The organism is Streptomyces sp. NPDC002784, from assembly GCF_053592135.1.
On sequence record NZ_JBSFVD010000023.1, the window covers coordinates 1 to 17022 of the forward strand.

Sequence of the window (17022 nt, forward strand, 5' to 3'; positions counted from 1 at the left end):
GAGCGGGGAGATATCTGGCCGTACGTGGGGAAACCCTTGGCCATCAGTGGGGCGGTAAATGGCCGCCTATGGGGAGCTTGTCATGGCCGCCGTCAGACGTGAATGCTGGTCGACCCCATCTCGTCGTCCGTTATGTGCTTGGCCATGTCTCCCGCTTGCCACCTGTGCTGTCGATGCGTTTCACGCTTCCGCGCTTCCTCCCAGCCGCTGAGCGTCCCCACGGCGTTGAGCGGCTGTTTCGCTGACCTGCCATCGCCCTGCCCTGCGGAGCTGTTCAGAGTTTCTTTACTGGATCAAGGCGGCCCGCCTACGGCGGGCCGCGCGCGCTGGCGGCCCGTGGCCGCCGCCGCTCCTTGTCTCCGCCACCGCTCCGGCGGCCCCCGGCCGCTCAGCGCGCACAACCGCCAGGGCGGACAACCAGACCAGGAAGCAACCCCGCCCACTCCGAGCACCAGGACCAGGCCGGGACGCGTCAAGCTCGACCGCGCCACCAGACCGCCCCCAGCTCACATCCGTGCGGCCGGTGGAGTCGCAGGGCATGTCGGCAACGCTCGTGCAAGATCGAGGGCCAGGCCGTGACGTTTGGAAGAAGCGTGGTTGAGGCCGGCGAGTGGTTGCTGGAGACACACGTGGCAGGTGCTCGTTCGGCTCGCCCGCCGTCATGGCTGACTTTCGGTGGCTCAGGTCAAGGCCCTTCCTCGTTGGACAACAGGAAGCCGAGGGCCCGCACCCGCATCCGAGCACGCCAACTGCCCCGGCTACCATCGGCACCGGGGTCCTGATCAGGGATTCCGTGACCGGACCACCCGGAGTGCTGTCCAGGCTGAGGGGTGGTCCGGTCTCTTGTTGTTTGTCTGGCTATGCGAGCGCCGCCCGGCGAATCAGGCTCTAGAGGCAGCTCAGGGCCTTACCCACCTCGTAGATGGTCGGCCGGTCTTCGGGAGCATGGCTGAGCATGGCCTCGATCAACTCGCCCAGCTCACCGGGCGCCTTGACGGGGCGGCGTCTGCCGTTGGCCACGGCCTCTCTCTGGACGGGACGCGGAGCGTCGTCCGGGTACTCGACGGCACGCCAACCGGTGGCCGAGATGAGCAGGGAGGCGCCGAGGGCGTAGATGTCGGCTTCCGGCGTGGGCTCGGCTTCACCCGTGGCGAGCACGCTGCGCGCGATCTCTGGTGCTTCGTAGTGGACGAGGCAGCCGCGGAAAGGGAAGTCGTACCTCTCGGGGACGTGTCCGCCTCGGGCTAGTGCCAGGTCGATCAGATGCGTTTGCTCCGGCCCGATGATGAAGTGGGCGGGCTGTACGTCGCCGTGGGACCAGCCCTTGGCGTGCACTTCGGCCAGGGCCTCGACACAACCCAGCGCCACGCTGGTGTGCGGTGCGACGAACGAGCCTTTGCTGCGGCAGGGCTCCCACACTCGGTACAAGTCCGGCCCTTCATGCCACGGCTGGAAGTTCCACGTTCCGCCCTCCCACTCTCCGTACGCGAAGTCGTCGAAGCCGAGGCGATGCAGTACGACACCCTCGCGTGCGGGCGCGAGGGCGGTCCAGGGCTGGGCGGGCCAGTCGGCCGTAGCCTCGATCGGATAGCCCAGTTTGACGGCGTAGTGACCTCGATGGCTCTGCACCTCCCAGACCATGGAGCCCCGGCGGTTCAGGACCAGGCGCTGAGACGTGGGCATGAGGGCGTCGAGCACCACGATCGGCAGTTCAGAGGGTGAGCCGGACAACGTCTGTTCTCCTTCCGGGCGAACGCGGCCGACCACGAGGCGAGGCCGGCCGCGCCGCTGCTGTCTTGTGCTACGCCTGGCCGTACGGGCGGCCGCAGTCGGAGTCGCACTGGGCCAGGTTCGTGCCGTCCACGGTCCACAGGTCGTCGAAGACCATGAACCCGGCGGTCTTCATGGCGCGTGCCGAAGCGGCGACCTGCTTTGGGTCACGGGCACCACCACCGGGCTTCGGGTTGTGGTGCAGGAAGCGGCCCGCGTGCCGCTCGCACAGCTCGGCGTACTCCTTCGTGTGCAGGATGAGCGCATGCAGGCCCAGGTCCACGTCGTCCGAGGGGACCATGGGGACGATGGCGGTGGCTGCGGTGACCACGAAGGCGACCGCCTGGTCCGCGATCCGCTCGGCACGCTCGGGTGACTGCCCGTTGTGGACGACCACGAAGTGGGCGAGGCTCTGGAACAGCTCCTCGCCCGCCACCGCGCGGCCGGTCCTCTGGTCGTTCGCCGTTGCCGTCATGCGAGTACTCCCTTTTGGGTAGTGGAGCGTGGCACTTGCAGGGTTGGAGGGCCGCCCCGAACGGGCGTGGGGGAATCAGGGGATGAGCACCCGCCCGGGGCGGCCGGTCTACTGGCCGACAGCGAGAGCCATGCCGATCGCCAGGCCGCATGACCCGCTGATCATGATGATGAAGAGGACTCCCGCGTATCGGCCGATGGCGCGCATCACAGACCCTCCCTGCTGTTGCCGTTCTTGACGGCCAGGCGAGCGCTCAATTCCTCCCGAGCGCTCGGCTGCACCACCTTGTCCGGCATGGCATCCCACTCCCGGCCGCCGCCGATGGGCCGTATCTGCACACGGCCGCCGAGCTCACCCATGACGATGCCGATACGTCCCTTGGCGGTGTCCTTCGCCAGTTCACCGATGCCTGGTCTGGTCTGCTGGTTGCTCGCCATGCAAGGGAGCATCGCGATAGGAGGGCCGTCGCTAAAAGGTCAGGCTGATTACCCAACTTGGGTAATATCGCGGGAAGTAGAGAACCAGCGACGTTGCGTAGCCCTCGCAGTGTGGGAGCTTGCCGATGCCCGACCCGGACCGGCCGCAGGAACTGCCGGCCAGACTGCTCACCGATCCCGAGATGATCGATGCATGTCGGGTCCGGGACTTCGCCAGAGTCTTCCGGTTGGTGAAGGTCAGGGCGGGGATCTACCCGTCGATGATCGCCCGGCGTTGTGACCTGACGCCCAGCCGGGTGGGCGAAGTCATCGCAGGCCGCAGGCACTTGCTGCACATGGATGTCATCGAGCGAATCTCAGACGGTTTGCGCATCCCAGGGGACATGCTCGGCTTGGCCCGCCGAGCATGGGAGACGCCCCAGGCCCTGGTGGCCGACGAGCGTGAGGCGCCCCAGATACCGGAAGCCGAGCAGCGTGCCCCCGCGTCTCTGCCAGGTCCCGATGTGGACAGCATCTTGGCACTGGCCACTCGGACGAGCTTGAACGCGGCGACGCTTGAAGCCTTCCGCTCCTCCATCGAGGACTACTGGCGACGAGACGACCAGCACGGTGGTGAAGCACTGCGGCCCGCCATCGTCGGCCAGCTCCGCTATGTCGTCGGACTCTTGAAGGAGAGCCGACCGCCGTCGATCCAGAACGGCCTGTACGGCATCGCGGCCGAGCTGGCACGCCTGACAGGTTGGACCTACTTCGACGCCCGCCAGTACAACCAGGCCCGCGCGTACTTCACCGAGGCCCTGCAACTGGCGAAGGAGATCGACGACCGGCAGTTCATGGCCAACGTCCTCGCCTGCATGAGCTTGCAGGCGACCTACCAGGACAAGCCCGCGGACTCATTGGCGCTCGTGACCGCCGCCCAGGACCAGGCTCGGTCAGCATTCGGCAGCACGCCGCGCGTTATGTCGATGCTGGCCATGCGGGAAGCCTTCGCTCACGCCACGCTCGGCAACCGTGATGACACGCACCGAGCGATCGGGGAAGCACACAGCCAATTCGAGCAGATCGGGGCGAGCGATCCGGACCCCTCGTGGGTGACCTACTTCGATGAGCCGAAGCTCATTGTGGACACGGGCATCGCCCATGGCCGACTGGGCGAAGCGGCGACTGCCGAACCCTTGATCGCCGATGCCCTGCGGCGTGAGCACCACACGAACCAGCGAGGCCGCGCGTTTCACTCGTTCTGGCTGGCTCGTACGCAGCTTGACCAGGGCAAGCTTGACCAGGCGTGCCACACCGCCACGCAAGCCCTTGAGCCAGCGTCGGCGGTAGCCTCGGAGCGCGTGTCAGGGCATCTCAGGGAGTTCTACGACCAGTTGGCCCCACACAGGCAGGAGCCCGTAGCCCTTGCCTTCGAGGCACGGCTACGGGAGCTCCTCCCGCCGGTCAGCGGATCGCTTCATCCATGAGCAGGTAGAGCAGGCCGACGAGCGATCCACTACTCACGACCTCGCGGCGGTCTATCATCCCGCGCACCTCTGAGAGAGGAATCCACTCGATACGGTCGGACTCGTTCTTCTCCGTGGGCGGACCAGCGTAGGTGGCGCCGTCGATGCGGAAGACGTGGTGCTGCGAGTCGGTGATCCCGTTGGCCGGCTCGGCGTAGATCAGGGGTTTGATGGGGCCAGGGCTCCAGCCGGTCTCTTCCAGGACTTCGCGGGCCGCCGCCTCTTCCGGGGTCTCGCCGTCCTCGACCAGGCCCATGGGCAGTTCCCAGGCCCATGAGTCCGTGATGAAGCGGTGCCGCCACATCATCAGAACCTCTTGGCGGTCATTGACTACGGCGGCAACGGCCAAGTGCCGAAGGCGGACGACGTGGTACTCCCACCTACGTCCGTCAGGTTGTTGGACGTCGACCAGACACAGATTCACCCAAGGGTTGGTGTAGACCTGACGCTCACCGTGGGTCTTCCACTCCATACCTGCGGCCCCTCTCACGCGGTACACCCAGCATCGCAGACCATGATGCGGCTAAGGACAAGATTCGCGTCAAGGTGACGAAATGCATCCCGGTCAGGCTTCATTGCGCGGGAGCCTCGCTTGTGGCCAGTCTGCACCGAGGAGCGAGTCGAGCCTGTGGGCGTACTCGAACAGCAGCTGTGCATCATCCTCAAGGTCTTCGAAGGTACAGGCGATGTTGGTGCCGTCCTGCTTCCGGAAGAACCGGGACCTGATCACGCCCACACCATCCCAGTGCCACCAGGATGCATGAACAACATCGTCCCGGCGCCGCTTGAGCTCGTGTTCTTCGCCCCACGCAAGGACCGTTGCCAGAGCAGAGGCTTGCGGGATGCTCCGTCGTGACTGCGTCAACAGCATCTTGTGTAGGTCTGTCCAGGTCTTGTCGACGACCGAGAAGCCGCCTTGATCGCCTTTGAGTAGAAGGATGAGACGCTTCATGCTGGCCTCTACATGGCCACCGGCGACCACGATCGCTCCGATCAGGCGGTAGAGACGCTCCCGGAAGGCGATGTCTGCCTCATCTGGACCTCCGTGGCGATCCAACCGGAACGTCGAGATGTCCACTTCTGATCGAGCACTCGGTAGTGCGACGTCCATGCTGAAAGCAGGAACACCATCGAAGTGGGCATCCAGGCGGTAGTGATAGGTATGCCCAGGCGGGGGCCAGTCATCTGACATAGGTGTAGGTTGCCGGTTCACTCTGCCTTCAGTCATCACCTTTTACTGACAGCTGAGCACAAATCCGTGCTCTGCTGCGTCCAAGAACCGCAAGCACTCGCAGGTACAGCGTGATCAGAAAGCTCTGTGATGACGTTTGCCGCTGCCGTTGGAGAGGCAAGCAGCCTCACTACTGGCGGCCAGCGACCGATGGAACGTGGCGTGGCCACGGTGCCATCTCTCAGGTGTCACCAGTGGGGTGCTGTTTTCTGACATCCGTCCCAATGCTAAGTGTCTGCATCATAGTTGCCACCTCATCGGCGACCTTCCATTCGGCCCGCCGTGCGTGCTCTGGATAATCTTCAAACAAGGAAGGCGCTGGTTCAGGAGGTTGCTCCCGATCATACTCATCGAGGCGGGCAAGTGCCTTTTCGTATTCGTTAGGCGGCGTGTTGCTGGACGAATAGAAGGCGACTATATCTCTAATCTCGGATTCGGGGTAGATTGATTCTTGTCCGTTTTCTCCCCAGTCTTCGAGTGCATCTTCAGCGTATTCACGTCGTGTCGATGAAAGTCGTCCTTGGGCATCCTGAGTCTCAAAGCCAGGGTATACGGCTTCCAGCAGTTCTATCAGCTCGCCAGCGTACTCAATATCGATCCAGTTGTGCAGTTCATCGAATAGACGCTCTAGCTCGAAGCCGACGACTTTGGCGAGGGCTCGTTGGGCTTCCGGCGTCTCGTCATCGCTCAAAAATTGCAGCAGGATCGAGAGGTCATCTCGGTGGGGCGATATGGTTCCAGTAAGATGTTTTTCGATCTCGCCAAACGCAAGGTTGCGCATGATTTTGGAATCGAGAAGTTCGGCCATCTCCAAGAGAAAGAAGGCCCGTCGAGCTGGGCCACTTACTCTACTAACGCTCTCATCTAGCGCCATTGGTACAGCCTGGGTGGCTATTGTGGCGGCCTTCTCTAGCTGACTCAAGTGCTCACGATATCTGGAAAGCAGGGCCCCTCCGGCGCGCACCGGAATGCCAATCCAAAGCGTCTCTAGTTGCTCGAAATAGCGCACGAGCCCAAAGAGAGATTCTAGCTCATCAGCATTGGATGAAAAATAATCCATCAGATAGTCTCGGACGGATGGATTGTGAAACTCTACGTGTACATTCCCTTCCCTGTCGAACAAAGTATCCATCTTTTCAAAGCTGCGCAGCATCGTGCCGTCGAGGACGGCGAGAGATTTACGTAGATCGCGTACCCGGTGGCCGTAATCGCGCCACAATGCTTCAAGAATGTTGAGTGGGGTACTCCCCAGGTGCAGAAATACGACCTTTAGGGTCAGCATGTCGAGATCGTTTAGCTGGTTGTCGACGATGTGGCCCCACAACCTGCTGGGGTTTTCCAAGTTCGCCAGAATTTCGCTTGCAGCTGCCCCTGGCTCGTCTGACAAGTAGTGTGCTTCTGTCAGCGTAGAGGCAATGATGCGTGGATTGAAATTCCTGTGCCTCAGAATCTGGCGATACGTGGCAGGGCTGGCGAAAGTTGCTTTCACGCTCTCGGGCAGCTGCGATGCATAAACGTGGTTGTAAAGAATCTCTGCTCGCGATTTCCAAGAATAGTCACCGAGGTCTACGACGCAAGTCTGCAGACTGAACGGGTGTTGGTCGAGCCGCTCGTATCGCTGCCTTGCTCGGACTAGGATGTACTCTCGCGTGGTGAGAATAAACCGCTTATTGGGGGAATTTGCTGTCCGCCGCATTAGAGAGAGTAGGCGACCATCTTCGTTTTTCCCTAGCTTCTCGTCCAGCGAGGTTAGTCCCAGGAAGTCGTCGTAGTAGAAGACTTGGCGCTTGGCGTCATCCCACAGCTCATTCGCTTCATCGACGTCCTCTGAGATTTCAATCAACTCGTAGTCGCGAGCTAGATAGTGTGCACAAAGGACGTGACTGAGAGTAGTCTTTCCGATCCCTGGAATTCCGGCAATAATGCACACTCTGCGCTGTTCCAGAATAGTTAAGGCGCGCGAGTAGCTAGGGTTGACTGAGTACTTGAGCAGAGTATCGTCAATTTCTCGCGCCAATGCTTGGGATCGAGTAAGGAGACGTTTGGACAGGAGAGCGCTAAGGACGGTTGCGCTGGTTAGCCATAGCCTCAAATGTCTGCGAACGACATGTTCGTGCTTGCGTAGCAGAGCGTCTAGTTCCTGTCTACCGTAGATGTCTCCAGGTGTTCTGGCGTGCGGTTTCAGAGCCTGAAAGAGCTTGTCCTTCGCGTCCCTAGTCAGATCGACCGAGGTAGCCAATATGTATCGGCGCGGCTGCAGGCGCTGCACCTTCTGCGCTTCTGACTTCCGTACGTAATCAATGAGCTTGGCTCTAGGGGACCTATGCCAGTGTTTGCACTGGATGACCACTTCATTTTCACTGCTGCCGAAGTGTCGAAGGTCCACTCCTCCATCTGGCCCTGCTGAGAATATCTCTAGAGAGACACCCAACTCCTCTTCAAATAGGTCCTTACAGACCGCTTCGAAATCGAAGTCCGTCAGCCTGCTTAGGTCGAAGGTCTCCAAGGAGCCCCCTTCTGTCGTCTGTATCACTACCCCTGTGCTTGTCTGATGACTCTCTTGCTTGAACGGCGGAGAGGAGCCGAAGGATGCGAGCGGGACGAGACTCGCAGGGCTGCAGCCGACGGCGTCAATCCCAGCATGACGCAATGCAGGGGCCAGCGGAGGTGGTGAGGACGAGACGTGCGCTCCTGGTGCTGCGGGAGGTCGACAGCCAACGGGAGCGGGCTGACGGCAACCGTGACGGCAACGACGGCACACTGAGGCCGTTGGTCACGACTATCAGCGATCAGCCAGGAGGAAGGCGAAGCCTCTGCACTGCGGCCTGCCCGATCCTACGGATCAGAAGGTTGCAGGTTCGAATCCTGCCGAGTGCACGCAGACAAGCAGCCCCGGAGAGATCCGGGGCTTCTTGCGTTACGGGACGGCTTGGAAGCTGATCGGTGCCGAGTACGGGACGGTGAGGCCGTCGAAGTGGACTACTCGCTCGCCGTGGCCGCGCGGTAGGTCCGAAGGGCGGGGCGTGGGGCTCGCGAAGACGAAGAGGCGCAGGACCAGGAAGCGGCCGATTCCGGCGAGTGCGGCGGCGGTGAGGTAGACCGTCTGCTCCCACAGCAGCGTGGGAGACGGTTCCACCAGGTGCAGGACCAGGATCGCCGCGGACGTCACCGCGTACGCCACCGCCGCGGACCCGGCCGACTGCAGATGCCGGCGCAGGCCCGGCCGGCTGCCCGTGCCGAAGGTGAACAGGGCGTGCAGCTCGGTGCAGAGCAGCGTGGAGGCCACGGTGATCAGCGCGTTGGCCAGCGCCCAGGGCATCGAGTGCGCCAGCAGCGGCACCGTGGCCCCGGAGACCAGGCCGACGCCGCCCCCGCACACCACGAACCGGGCGAAGGACGCGAGCGGTGACGGCGACGTCATGGAACGTCCTTCCGGGAAAGGGTCGTTGAGCCGGAGCGGCTGTCGTACGGCTGTCTTGTTCTGCCGTGTCCAACGATCCCGTGATCCCGCTTCCCGGACGAGGAGGTGAGCTCCCCAGTTGGGGGTGTGGCCAGCCCTACCAAGGCAGTTGGGCCCGCTCCAGGTCCGGCGTCCTGTGCACGTCTCAGCCGTCGCCCTGCCGGAGTTCGTCGATGTACTGCTGGGCGAGTCCCGTGGTCCGGGTGAACCAGTCGGTCAGTACGGTGATCTCGTCGGGTGAGTAGTCGGCGAACAGGGCGTTGAGGCGGCCGTAGTAGGGCCCGTACAGCGACTCCACGCGTGTGACGGCGTCCGGTACCGCGGCCACCCGGACCCGGCGCCGGTCGGCCGATCGGGGACGCGGGTGATGTAGCCGGCGCGCTCGAGTCGGTTGAGGATGCCGGTCATCGCGCCGGTGGTGACGTGGGCGTGCTCGGCGAGGTCGCCCGCGGTGAGCAGGTTCTCGCCCGCCTTCAGGACGCAGCCGAAACAGAGCAGGTCGGTGATGTTCAGGCCCAGCCGCTGGGCCATCTCCTGCTGGCCGAGCAGGTGGGCCGCGATGAGGGAGTCCATCGCCTCCAGCGCCTGGGCGGGGGTGGCGGTGGGGCGCGGCGTGGCGCACATCAGTATGACCACGGACATACGGTCGCGGGCTGGACCGGTTTCGGCGTAGCCGGCGTCGGAGCGGCGGTACTGGGCTTCGGCGTCTGCACGGTGTCCGGCGCCTGGCCGGCCCTCGGCCTCGGGATCGTGACCGTGGCCCTGCCGGTCACCTGGGCGCTGCATCTCGCGGGTTGGGGGAAGCCGTCGGAGCGGCGACCGCGGGAGGAGTGGCCGATGCGGGCGCGCGACTCGCAGGCGCGTCAGGGGCATGCCGGGTGCCTGGGGTGCCGACTGGCCGGGCGGGGGCGCCGGGAGGTGGTGCCCGAGGTGGTGACGGTGGCCGGGAGTGAGCCGGCACTCTTGGCGTCCGCCGAGTGAACTAGCCTGCCCTGTACCGCCCTCCCGGGCCGTTGTCAGTCCCCCCGCCTACTCTCGATGGCGATGGAACAGGCGTCGTGGAGGTGCTCGGGGCTGCGTTGGTCGTCCGCGCAGGGGCCCGTGCTGGAGTGGGACGGTGGGCGGCGCAGTGCGCTGGTCCGGGGGAAGCGCGTCGCCTTCGGGGTGGCGGGGGTGGCGGAAGGGGGTGTGCGGACGTGTATCGGTGCCAGGGGGTATGCGTGTCCCGTGCGGGCCGCCGTGCCGGGGCGCAGTACCGGCGCGCGGTGCGAGGAGTGTGCCCGGCTGGACCGTGCGCACTCCGTGGCCGCGGACACGCTCGCCGACGATCCCCGGCCGTACCGGGTCTATCTGGCCTGGTTCGGGACCAGCATGGTCAAGGTCGGGATCACCGCCGAAGAGCGGGGCTCCGCGCGCCTTCTTGAGCAGGGTGCCGTCTGTTTCAGCTGGCTCGGCACCGGCCCGCTGATGGCCGCCCGGCGGACCGAGGAACTGCTGCGGGCCGCGCTGGGAGTGCCGGACCGGATTCCCTACGGCGACAAGCGGGCCGTACGCTCCACCCTCCCCGGCACCGAGGGCGAGCGGGCCGCGGAGCTGGAGCGACTGCATGCGCGGGCCCTCGCCCTCCCCGCCTGGCCGGACTCCCTCACCCCGGCGCCCTGCGATCCCGTCGATCACGTGGCCGCCTTCGGCCTCACGGGCCTCCCGCCGGCCGCCGGTGAAGTCACCGAACTGGTCGCCGGTGCGGCCCTCCACGGCCGACTCCTCGCCGCGGCGGGCCCCGACCTCCATCTGGACACGCCCGCCGGAGTCGTCATCCTCGACACCCGCCTGCTCCGCGGCTGGCCCCTGATCCCCGCGACGAACAACGCCCCACCGCTCCCCCTGCGAGAACCGAAGCCCACCATCCCGCCCCAGGAGGGCCTGTTCTGACCCGAGCCCGAAAGGGTCCGGCCGGCCACGGTGACCGCCAAGCCGTACAGCCACCCCGCCCCGCGGATCGCGGACCGTGACCCCACCCGCCCCGCGGATCGCGGACCGTGACCCCACCCACCCCGCGGATCGCGGACCGTGACCCCACCCGCCCCCTCCCCAAGAACCCCCTGTGCGCTTCTCAGGAAAATCACAGGTTGCCGCAAGCCCGTTCTCAGAGGGGACCGACAGTGTGGCGAGCATGACCACGACCTCGCCCCAGGGGCGCACCGAACTGCTGAGGCCGGACGGGAGCCCCGTTCGCGTGCTGGTGGTGGACGACGAGTTGTCGATCACCGAGCTGCTGTCCATGGCGCTGCGCTACGAAGGCTGGCAGATCCGCACCGCGGGAGACGGCACCGGTGCCGTCCAGACCGCGCGCGAGTTCCGGCCCGACGCCGTCGTCCTCGACATGATGCTGCCCGACATGGACGGCCTCACGGTCCTGGGGCGCCTGCGGCGCGAGTCGCCCGACGTGCCCGTCCTCTTCCTCACCGCGAAGGACGCCGTCGAGGACCGGATCGCCGGGCTCACCGCCGGCGGCGACGACTACGTCACCAAGCCGTTCAGCCTCGAAGAGGTCGTCGCCCGGCTGCGCGGACTGATCCGCCGCTCCGGCGCCGCCGACCGCCGCTCCGAATCCGTGCTGGTCGTCGGCGACCTCACCCTCGACGAGGACAGCCACGAGGTCAGCCGGGGCGGAGACTCCATCCACCTCACCGCCACCGAGTTCGAACTGCTCCGCTTCCTGATGCGCAACCCCCGGCGCGTGCTGAGCAAGGCGCAGATACTCGACCGGGTCTGGTCCTACGACTTCGGCGGCCAGGCCAACGTCGTCGAGCTCTACATCTCCTACCTGCGGCGGAAGATCGACGCGGGCCGCGAGCCGATGATCCACACCCGGCGCGGAGCCGGATACCTGATCAAGCCCGCCGCCTCGTGAGCGGGCGACGACGGACGCGTCCGCAGAAGACGCGAGCGGGACAGCCGCGCACCCTGCGGACGCGGCTCGTCGTCGCCTCCGTGGTGCTGATCGCCGTGGTCTGCGCGGTGATCGGCACGGTGACCACGCTGGCGCTGCGCTCCCACCTGTACGACCAGCTCGACGGACGGCTGACCGAGGTCGCCGGCCGCGTCGCAGGCTTCGGCGGACCCCCCGGCGACGGCAACCCCGACAACGCCAACACCAACGCGAACGGCAACGACAACGGCAACGGAAACGCCGACGACAGCGCCAACGACAACGCGGTCGAGCCCTCACCATCCCTCAGCCTCGACGAGATCGTCACCCACGGCCCCCAGCCCCAGGGCACGGTCGTCGCCGACGTCACGAACGGCTCCATCACCGCCGCCAAGGTCGGCGTGAAGGACGAGAACAGCACCGACTTCAGCGGGCTGGAGTCCGAGAACCTCACCGAGAGCCAGATCCGGGCGCTCGACTCCGTGCCCCGGGACAGCCGCAAGCACACCGTGGACCTCGGCGACCTCGGTGACTACCGGGTCGAGTACGCGTCCGGCGACAACGGCAGCTACTACGTCGCCGTCCCCACCGAGGAAGCCGACAACACCCTCAACACCCTGATCCTCATCGAGATCAGCGTCACCGCGGCGGGCCTGATCGCCGCATCCCTCGCCGGAACGGTCATCGTCGGCGTCGCCACCCGCCCCCTGCGCAAGGTCGCCGCCACCGCCACCCGCGTCTCCGAACTCCCCCTGCACACCGGCGAGGTGAACCTCGAAGAACGGGTCCCGGAGTCCGAGTGCGACCCGCACACCGAGGTCGGCCGGGTCGGCGCCGCCCTGAACCGCATGCTGGACCACGTCCACGGCGCCCTGCACTCCCGCCAGCAGAGCGAGACCCGGGTACGGCAGTTCGTCGCGGACGCCAGCCATGAGCTGAGAACCCCGCTCGCCTCCATCCGCGGGTACGCCGAGCTGACCCGGCGCGGCAGAGAGGACGTCGGCCCCGACACCCGGCACGCCCTCGGCCGTATCGAGTCCGAGGCGGGCCGGATGACCCTGCTGGTGGAGGATCTGCTGCTGCTGGCCCGGCTGGACGCCGGCCGGCCGCTCCAGTTCGAGCAGACCGACCTCGTCCCCCTCGTCGTCGACACCATCAGCGACGCCCGGGCGGCCGGCCGCGACCACAACTGGCGCCTCGACCTGCCCGACGAACCCGCGCTGATCAGCGCCGACGCGGCCCGGCTGCAGCAGGTCCTGGTCAACCTGCTGGCCAACGCCCGCACCCACACCCCACCCGGCACGACGGTCACCGCGCGCGTGCAGCGGCGCGGTCCCTGGATGTGCGTGGACGTCGAGGACGACGGCCAGGGCATCCCGCCCGAGTTGCTGCCGCACGTCTTCGAACGGTTCGCGCGCGGCGACACCTCGCGCTCCCGCGCCTCCGGCTCGACCGGTCTCGGCCTCGCCATCGTGCAGGCCGTCGCCACCGCGCACGGCGGTGCCGTCACCGTCGACAGCGTGCCCGGCCGGACCGTCTTCACGGTCCATCTGCCCCCGCTCACCGCGCGGCCGACGACCGGGACGTGGGGGCAACCGCACTCACAGGCACAGCACAGCGCCACCACACGGGCGCGACAGGGCGGTTGAGAAGAGTCGGTTCCATGCGAACCGACTCTTCTCCCGGCACCCTGCCGGCGCGGGAGCACCTCCCGGCCGGAGACGCCGGTACGCCTGTCCTGGACGTAGTGATCCCCGTCTACAACGAGGAGAAGGACCTCCAGCCGTGTGTGCTGAGACTGCACGAGCACCTGCGGCGCACCTTCCCGTACGCGTTCCGCGTCACGATCGCGGACAACGCGTCCACGGACACCACTGCCCAGGTGTCCCGGCGGCTGGCGGCGCAGATCCCGGAGGTCCGGGCCGTCCGCCTGGAGCAGAAGGGCCGCGGCCGTGCCCTGCGTACCGTGTGGTCCGCCTCGGACGCCCCGGTCCTCGCCTACATGGACGTGGATCTGTCCACCGACCTCAACGCCCTGCTGCCGCTGGTGGCCCCGCTGATCTCGGGCCACTCGGACCTGGCGATCGGCTCCCGTCTGGCCCGCTCCTCCCGGGTCGTGCGCGGCCCGAAGCGGGAGTTCATCAGCCGCTCGTACAACCTCATCCTGCGCGGTTCGCTCCAGGCCCGCTTCTCGGACGCGCAGTGCGGGTTCAAGGCGATCCGGCGTGAGGTGGCCCAGGCGCTGCTGCCGCTGGTGGAGGACACCGGCTGGTTCTTCGACACCGAGCTGCTGGTGCTCGCCGAGCGCGCGGGCCTGCGTATCCACGAGGTGCCCGTCGACTGGGTCGACGACCCGGACTCGACCGTCCACCTCGTCCGGACGGCCACCGACGACCTGAAGGGCGTGTGGCGGGTCGGCAAGGCCCTGGCCACCGGATCACTGCCGCTGGACCGCCTCGCCCGTCCCTTCGGCGACGATCCGCGCGACCGCGAGATCCAGGACGTACCGAAGGGGCTGGCCCGCCAGCTGGTCGGATTCTGCGTGGTCGGCGCGCTGTCCACGCTGTTCTATCTGCTGCTCTACAGCGGCTTCCGCCAGTTCACCGGTGCGCAGGTGGCCAACGCGCTGGCCCTGCTGGTCTCGGCGGTCGCCAACACGGCCGCCAACCGGCGCCTCACCTTCGGGGTGCGCGGCCCCGGCGGGGCGGTGCGGCACCAGGCGCAGGGCCTGGTGGTCTTCGCCATCGGCCTCACCCTGACCAGCGGCTCGCTGGCCGCCCTGAACGCGGCGACCGGGAACCCCGCGCACTCCACCGAACTGGCGGTCCTGATCGCCGCCAACCTCGCGGCGACCGTGCTGCGGTTCCTGCTCTTCCGGGTGTGGGTCTTCCCGGACCGCCACGAGGAGCCGCCGGCCGTGCGCGAGGACGCGGAGGGCGGCCCGGTGGCCGCCCAGCACATCCCGACGTACGCCCTGTCGCAGCCGCCGCTCCCGCAGCGCCCGCTGCCTCCCGTCCGCGCCGGTGCCGCCGCGGACCCCAGCTGGAGGGACGACACCATGCGGCTGCAGCCCGTGCGGTCCTCCGACCACGAACCGGGGGAGCCCCGATGACCAGCACTTACCGTACGGCCGTGCAGGAGCCGCCGGCTCCTACGGCCCCCGAGCCCGGCCGGCCGTTCCCGCGCGGACTGTGGCGCGGCCGGCCCGAGGACCCGCGCTGGGCGCGCCCGGCCTTCCTCAGCCTGCTGCTCGCCACCGCGGTCCTCTACCTCTGCAACCTCAGCGCCTCCGGCTACGCCAACTCCTTCTACTCCGCGGCCGTCCAGGCCGGCAGCCAGTCCTGGAAGGCGTTCTTCTTCGGCTCGCTGGACGCGGCCAACGCGATCACCGTCGACAAGCCGCCGGCCGCGCTGTGGCCGATGGCCCTGTCGGTCCGGATCTTCGGCCTGAGCTCGTGGACGATCCTCGTCCCCGAGGTGCTGATGGGCGTCGGCACGGTCGCCGTGGTGTACGCGGCCGTCCGCCGCCGGTTCAGCCCGGCCGCCGGTCTGATCGCGGGCGCGGTGCTCGCGCTCACCCCGGTCGCGGCGCTGATGTTCCGGTTCAACAACCCGGACGCGATGCTGGCCCTGCTGATGGCGCTGGCCTGCTACTTCGTCATCCGCGGCCTGGAGGACGGCCGTACGAGGTGGCTGCTGTGGGCCGGGGCCGCGATCGGCTTCGCGTTCCTCGCCAAGACCCTCCAGGCCTTCCTGATCCTGCCCGCACTCGCCTTCGTCTACGGCGTCTGCGCCCCGGTACCGGTGAGGAAGCGGATCGGACAGCTGGCGGCGGGCCTGGCCGCGATCGTCGTCTCGGGCGGCTGGTGGGTGGCGGTCGTCGAGCTGTGGCCGGCGTCCTCCCGCCCCTACATCGGCGGCTCCCAGAACAACTCCTTCCTCGAACTGACCTTCGGCTACAACGGTCTCGGCCGGCTGAACGGCGAGGAGACCGGCAGCGTCGGTGGCGGTGGCGGTGGCGGTGGCGGCGGAGGCGGCACCGGGCAGTGGGGCGAGACCGGCTGGGACCGGCTGTTCGGCGCCGGTATCGGCGGCCAGATCTCCTGGCTGATCCCGGCCGCGCTGATCCTGCTCATCGCGGGCCTGGTGGCCACGCGCAAGGCCGAGCGCACCTCGGTGACCCGTGGTTCGTTCCTCGTCTGGGGCGGCGCGCTGCTGATCACCATGGTGGTCTTCAGCTATATGCAGGGCATCTTCCACGAGTACTACACGGTGGCGCTCGCGCCCTACCTCGCTCCCCTGGTCGGCATGGGCTCGGCGCTGCTGTGGGAGAAGCGGGAGCGGGCGTGGGCGTCGGGAACCCTGGCGGCGGCCATGGCGGCCACCGCGGCCTGGGGGTACGTCCTGCTCAACCGGTCCGCCGACTATCTGCCCTGGCTGAAGTGGCTGGTGCTGGTGGGCGGCCTGGTGGCCGCGCTCGGGCTGATCTTCCTGAGCAGGCTGGGCCGCCGGGCGGCCCTGGCGGTGGCCGGACTCGGGCTGGTGGCGGCGCTGGCCGGGCCCACGGCGTACACCCTCACCACGGTGAGCGAGGGTCACACCGGTTCGATCGTGACCGCGGGCCCGTCGGTGCAGGGCAGCCGAGGCGGCGGCCCGGGCGGCGGCGGTGGCTTCCCGGGCGGCGGGGGCATGCCGGGGCAGCAGAACCAGCAGGGCGGCGGCATGGGCCAACCCCCCACCGGGGGAACCGGCGGCATGCCCGGTCAGCAGAACCAGCAGAACGGCGACGGCGGTATGGCCGGCGGCGACGGCGGCATGGGCGGTCTGCTCAACGGCGCCACGGTCGACGACGAGGCCCAGGAACTCCTGACCGAGAACGCCGGGGACTACACCTGGGCCGCCGCGGCCATCGGCGCCCAGAACGCCGCGAGCTACCAGCTCTCCACCGGCGAACCCGTGATGGCGATCGGCGGCTTCAACGGCACCGACCCGTCCCCGACCCTGGCCCAGTTCAAGGAGTACGTGGCGGACGGCAGGATCCACTACTTCATCTCCAGCGGCTCCGGCGGCGGCATGGGCGGCTCCGACAGCGGTACGTCCGCACAGATCACGGAGTGGGTGGAGGCCAACTTCAAGCAGGTCACGGCCGGTTCGGCCACCTTCTACGACCTGACGCGGAAGGCGAGCGGCTGAGCGCCACAGCTGGCGGAAG

At 67.2% G+C, this 17022-nt stretch carries 14 protein-coding genes and 1 pseudogene; 7 read left to right on the top strand and 8 right to left on the bottom strand.

Annotation, left to right across the window (positions count from 1 at the left end):
- Positions 1-888 precede the first annotated feature (888 nt).
- From ACWD1Z_RS29850 to ACWD1Z_RS29860, 3 genes are all read right to left on the bottom strand, one after another.
- On the bottom strand, positions 889-1731 hold the full coding sequence (locus tag ACWD1Z_RS29850) for a protein kinase (RefSeq protein ID WP_451122753.1): 843 nt from the start codon (positions 1729-1731) through the stop codon (positions 889-891).
- A 70-nt stretch (positions 1732-1801) separates the two neighbouring features.
- On the bottom strand, positions 1802-2245 hold the full coding sequence (locus ACWD1Z_RS29855; protein ID WP_451122754.1) for a glycine-rich domain-containing protein: 444 nt from the start codon (positions 2243-2245) through the stop codon (positions 1802-1804).
- A gap of 206 nt (positions 2246-2451) precedes the next feature.
- Positions 2452-2694 carry a hypothetical protein gene (locus ACWD1Z_RS29860; protein ID WP_451122755.1) on the bottom strand — a complete coding sequence of 81 codons (243 nt, stop codon included), beginning with the start codon at positions 2692-2694 and terminating at the stop codon, positions 2452-2454.
- A 113-nt stretch (positions 2695-2807) separates the two neighbouring features.
- Here ACWD1Z_RS29860 and ACWD1Z_RS29865 point away from each other — a divergent pair, with 113 nt between their 5' ends.
- Entirely contained in the window at positions 2808-4148 is a 1341-nt protein-coding gene (locus tag ACWD1Z_RS29865) for a hypothetical protein (protein ID WP_451122756.1), read from the top strand.
- Here the strand turns inward: ACWD1Z_RS29865 and ACWD1Z_RS29870 are convergent.
- From ACWD1Z_RS29870 to ACWD1Z_RS29890, 5 genes and pseudogenes are all read right to left on the bottom strand, one after another.
- Positions 4126-4659, bottom strand: coding sequence for an NUDIX hydrolase (locus tag ACWD1Z_RS29870; protein WP_451122757.1), 534 nt, complete (start codon positions 4657-4659; stop codon positions 4126-4128). The genes ACWD1Z_RS29865 and ACWD1Z_RS29870 overlap by 23 nt on opposite strands.
- Positions 4660-4752: 93 nt before the next feature.
- The gene (locus ACWD1Z_RS29875; RefSeq protein WP_451122758.1) at positions 4753-5379 is read right to left on the bottom strand and encodes a hypothetical protein; all 627 of its coding nucleotides are present in this window, start codon (positions 5377-5379) and stop codon (positions 4753-4755) included.
- Positions 5380-5599: 220 nt separating this feature from the next.
- Positions 5600-7924 (bottom strand): nSTAND3 domain-containing NTPase, encoded by a 2325-nt coding sequence (locus ACWD1Z_RS29880; RefSeq protein ID WP_451122759.1) that lies wholly within the window; start codon positions 7922-7924, stop codon positions 5600-5602.
- 411 nt (positions 7925-8335) lie between these two features.
- Positions 8336-8839, bottom strand: a complete 504-nt coding sequence (locus tag ACWD1Z_RS29885; RefSeq protein ID WP_451122761.1) for a GtrA family protein — start codon at positions 8837-8839, stop codon at positions 8336-8338.
- A 184-nt stretch (positions 8840-9023) separates the two neighbouring features.
- Positions 9024-9502 (bottom strand): annotated as a pseudogene (locus ACWD1Z_RS29890) (MarR family winged helix-turn-helix transcriptional regulator).
- On the opposite strand from ACWD1Z_RS29890, the gene ACWD1Z_RS29895 reads away from it, so the two are divergent.
- The 6 genes from ACWD1Z_RS29895 to ACWD1Z_RS29920 all read left to right on the top strand — a co-directional run bounded on the left by ACWD1Z_RS29895 (position 9464) and on the right by ACWD1Z_RS29920 (position 17003).
- A complete protein-coding gene (locus ACWD1Z_RS29895) occupies positions 9464-9859 on the top strand; it encodes an HGxxPAAW family protein (RefSeq protein ID WP_451122890.1) in 396 nt (131 codons plus the stop codon). The pseudogene ACWD1Z_RS29890 and the gene ACWD1Z_RS29895 sit on opposite strands and share 39 nt — an antisense overlap.
- A gap of 63 nt (positions 9860-9922) precedes the next feature.
- Positions 9923-10810, top strand: a complete 888-nt coding sequence (locus tag ACWD1Z_RS29900; protein ID WP_451122763.1) for a DUF2797 domain-containing protein — start codon at positions 9923-9925, stop codon at positions 10808-10810.
- A gap of 241 nt (positions 10811-11051) precedes the next feature.
- Positions 11052-11792 (top strand): response regulator transcription factor, encoded by a 741-nt coding sequence (locus ACWD1Z_RS29905; protein ID WP_451122765.1) that lies wholly within the window; start codon positions 11052-11054, stop codon positions 11790-11792.
- A complete protein-coding gene (locus ACWD1Z_RS29910) occupies positions 11789-13459 on the top strand; it encodes a sensor histidine kinase (protein WP_451122767.1) in 1671 nt (556 codons plus the stop codon). The genes ACWD1Z_RS29905 and ACWD1Z_RS29910 overlap by 4 nt, the downstream gene beginning before the upstream one ends.
- A gap of 14 nt (positions 13460-13473) precedes the next feature.
- On the top strand, positions 13474-14922 hold the full coding sequence (locus ACWD1Z_RS29915) for a glycosyltransferase (protein WP_451122769.1): 1449 nt from the start codon (positions 13474-13476) through the stop codon (positions 14920-14922).
- Positions 14919-17003: an ArnT family glycosyltransferase gene (locus ACWD1Z_RS29920; protein WP_451122771.1), complete on the top strand. Its 2085-nt coding sequence runs from the start codon at positions 14919-14921 to the stop codon at positions 17001-17003. Before ACWD1Z_RS29915 ends, ACWD1Z_RS29920 begins: the two co-directional genes overlap by 4 nt.
- The last annotated feature ends 19 nt before the right edge of the window (positions 17004-17022 follow it).

Bases quoted from the DNA above. Each gene is read 5' to 3' on its own strand.
- ACWD1Z_RS29855 (WP_451122754.1), bottom strand. From the start codon at position 2,245: ATGACGGCAACGGCGAACGACCAGAGGACCGGCCGCGCGGTGGCGGGC.
- ACWD1Z_RS29860 (WP_451122755.1), bottom strand. From the start codon at position 2,694: ATGCTCCCTTGCATGGCGAGCAACCAGCAGACCAGACCAGGCATCGGT.
- ACWD1Z_RS29865 (WP_451122756.1), top strand. From the start codon at position 2,808: ATGCCCGACCCGGACCGGCCGCAGGAACTGCCGGCCAGACTGCTCACC.
- ACWD1Z_RS29870 (WP_451122757.1), bottom strand. From the start codon at position 4,659: ATGGAGTGGAAGACCCACGGTGAGCGTCAGGTCTACACCAACCCTTGG.
- ACWD1Z_RS29875 (WP_451122758.1), bottom strand. From the start codon at position 5,379: ATGTCAGATGACTGGCCCCCGCCTGGGCATACCTATCACTACCGCCTG.
- ACWD1Z_RS29885 (WP_451122761.1), bottom strand. From the start codon at position 8,839: ATGACGTCGCCGTCACCGCTCGCGTCCTTCGCCCGGTTCGTGGTGTGC.
- ACWD1Z_RS29900 (WP_451122763.1), top strand. From the start codon at position 9,923: ATGGAACAGGCGTCGTGGAGGTGCTCGGGGCTGCGTTGGTCGTCCGCG.
- ACWD1Z_RS29905 (WP_451122765.1), top strand. From the start codon at position 11,052: ATGACCACGACCTCGCCCCAGGGGCGCACCGAACTGCTGAGGCCGGAC.
- ACWD1Z_RS29915 (WP_451122769.1), top strand. From the start codon at position 13,474: ATGCGAACCGACTCTTCTCCCGGCACCCTGCCGGCGCGGGAGCACCTC.
- ACWD1Z_RS29920 (WP_451122771.1), top strand. From the start codon at position 14,919: ATGACCAGCACTTACCGTACGGCCGTGCAGGAGCCGCCGGCTCCTACG.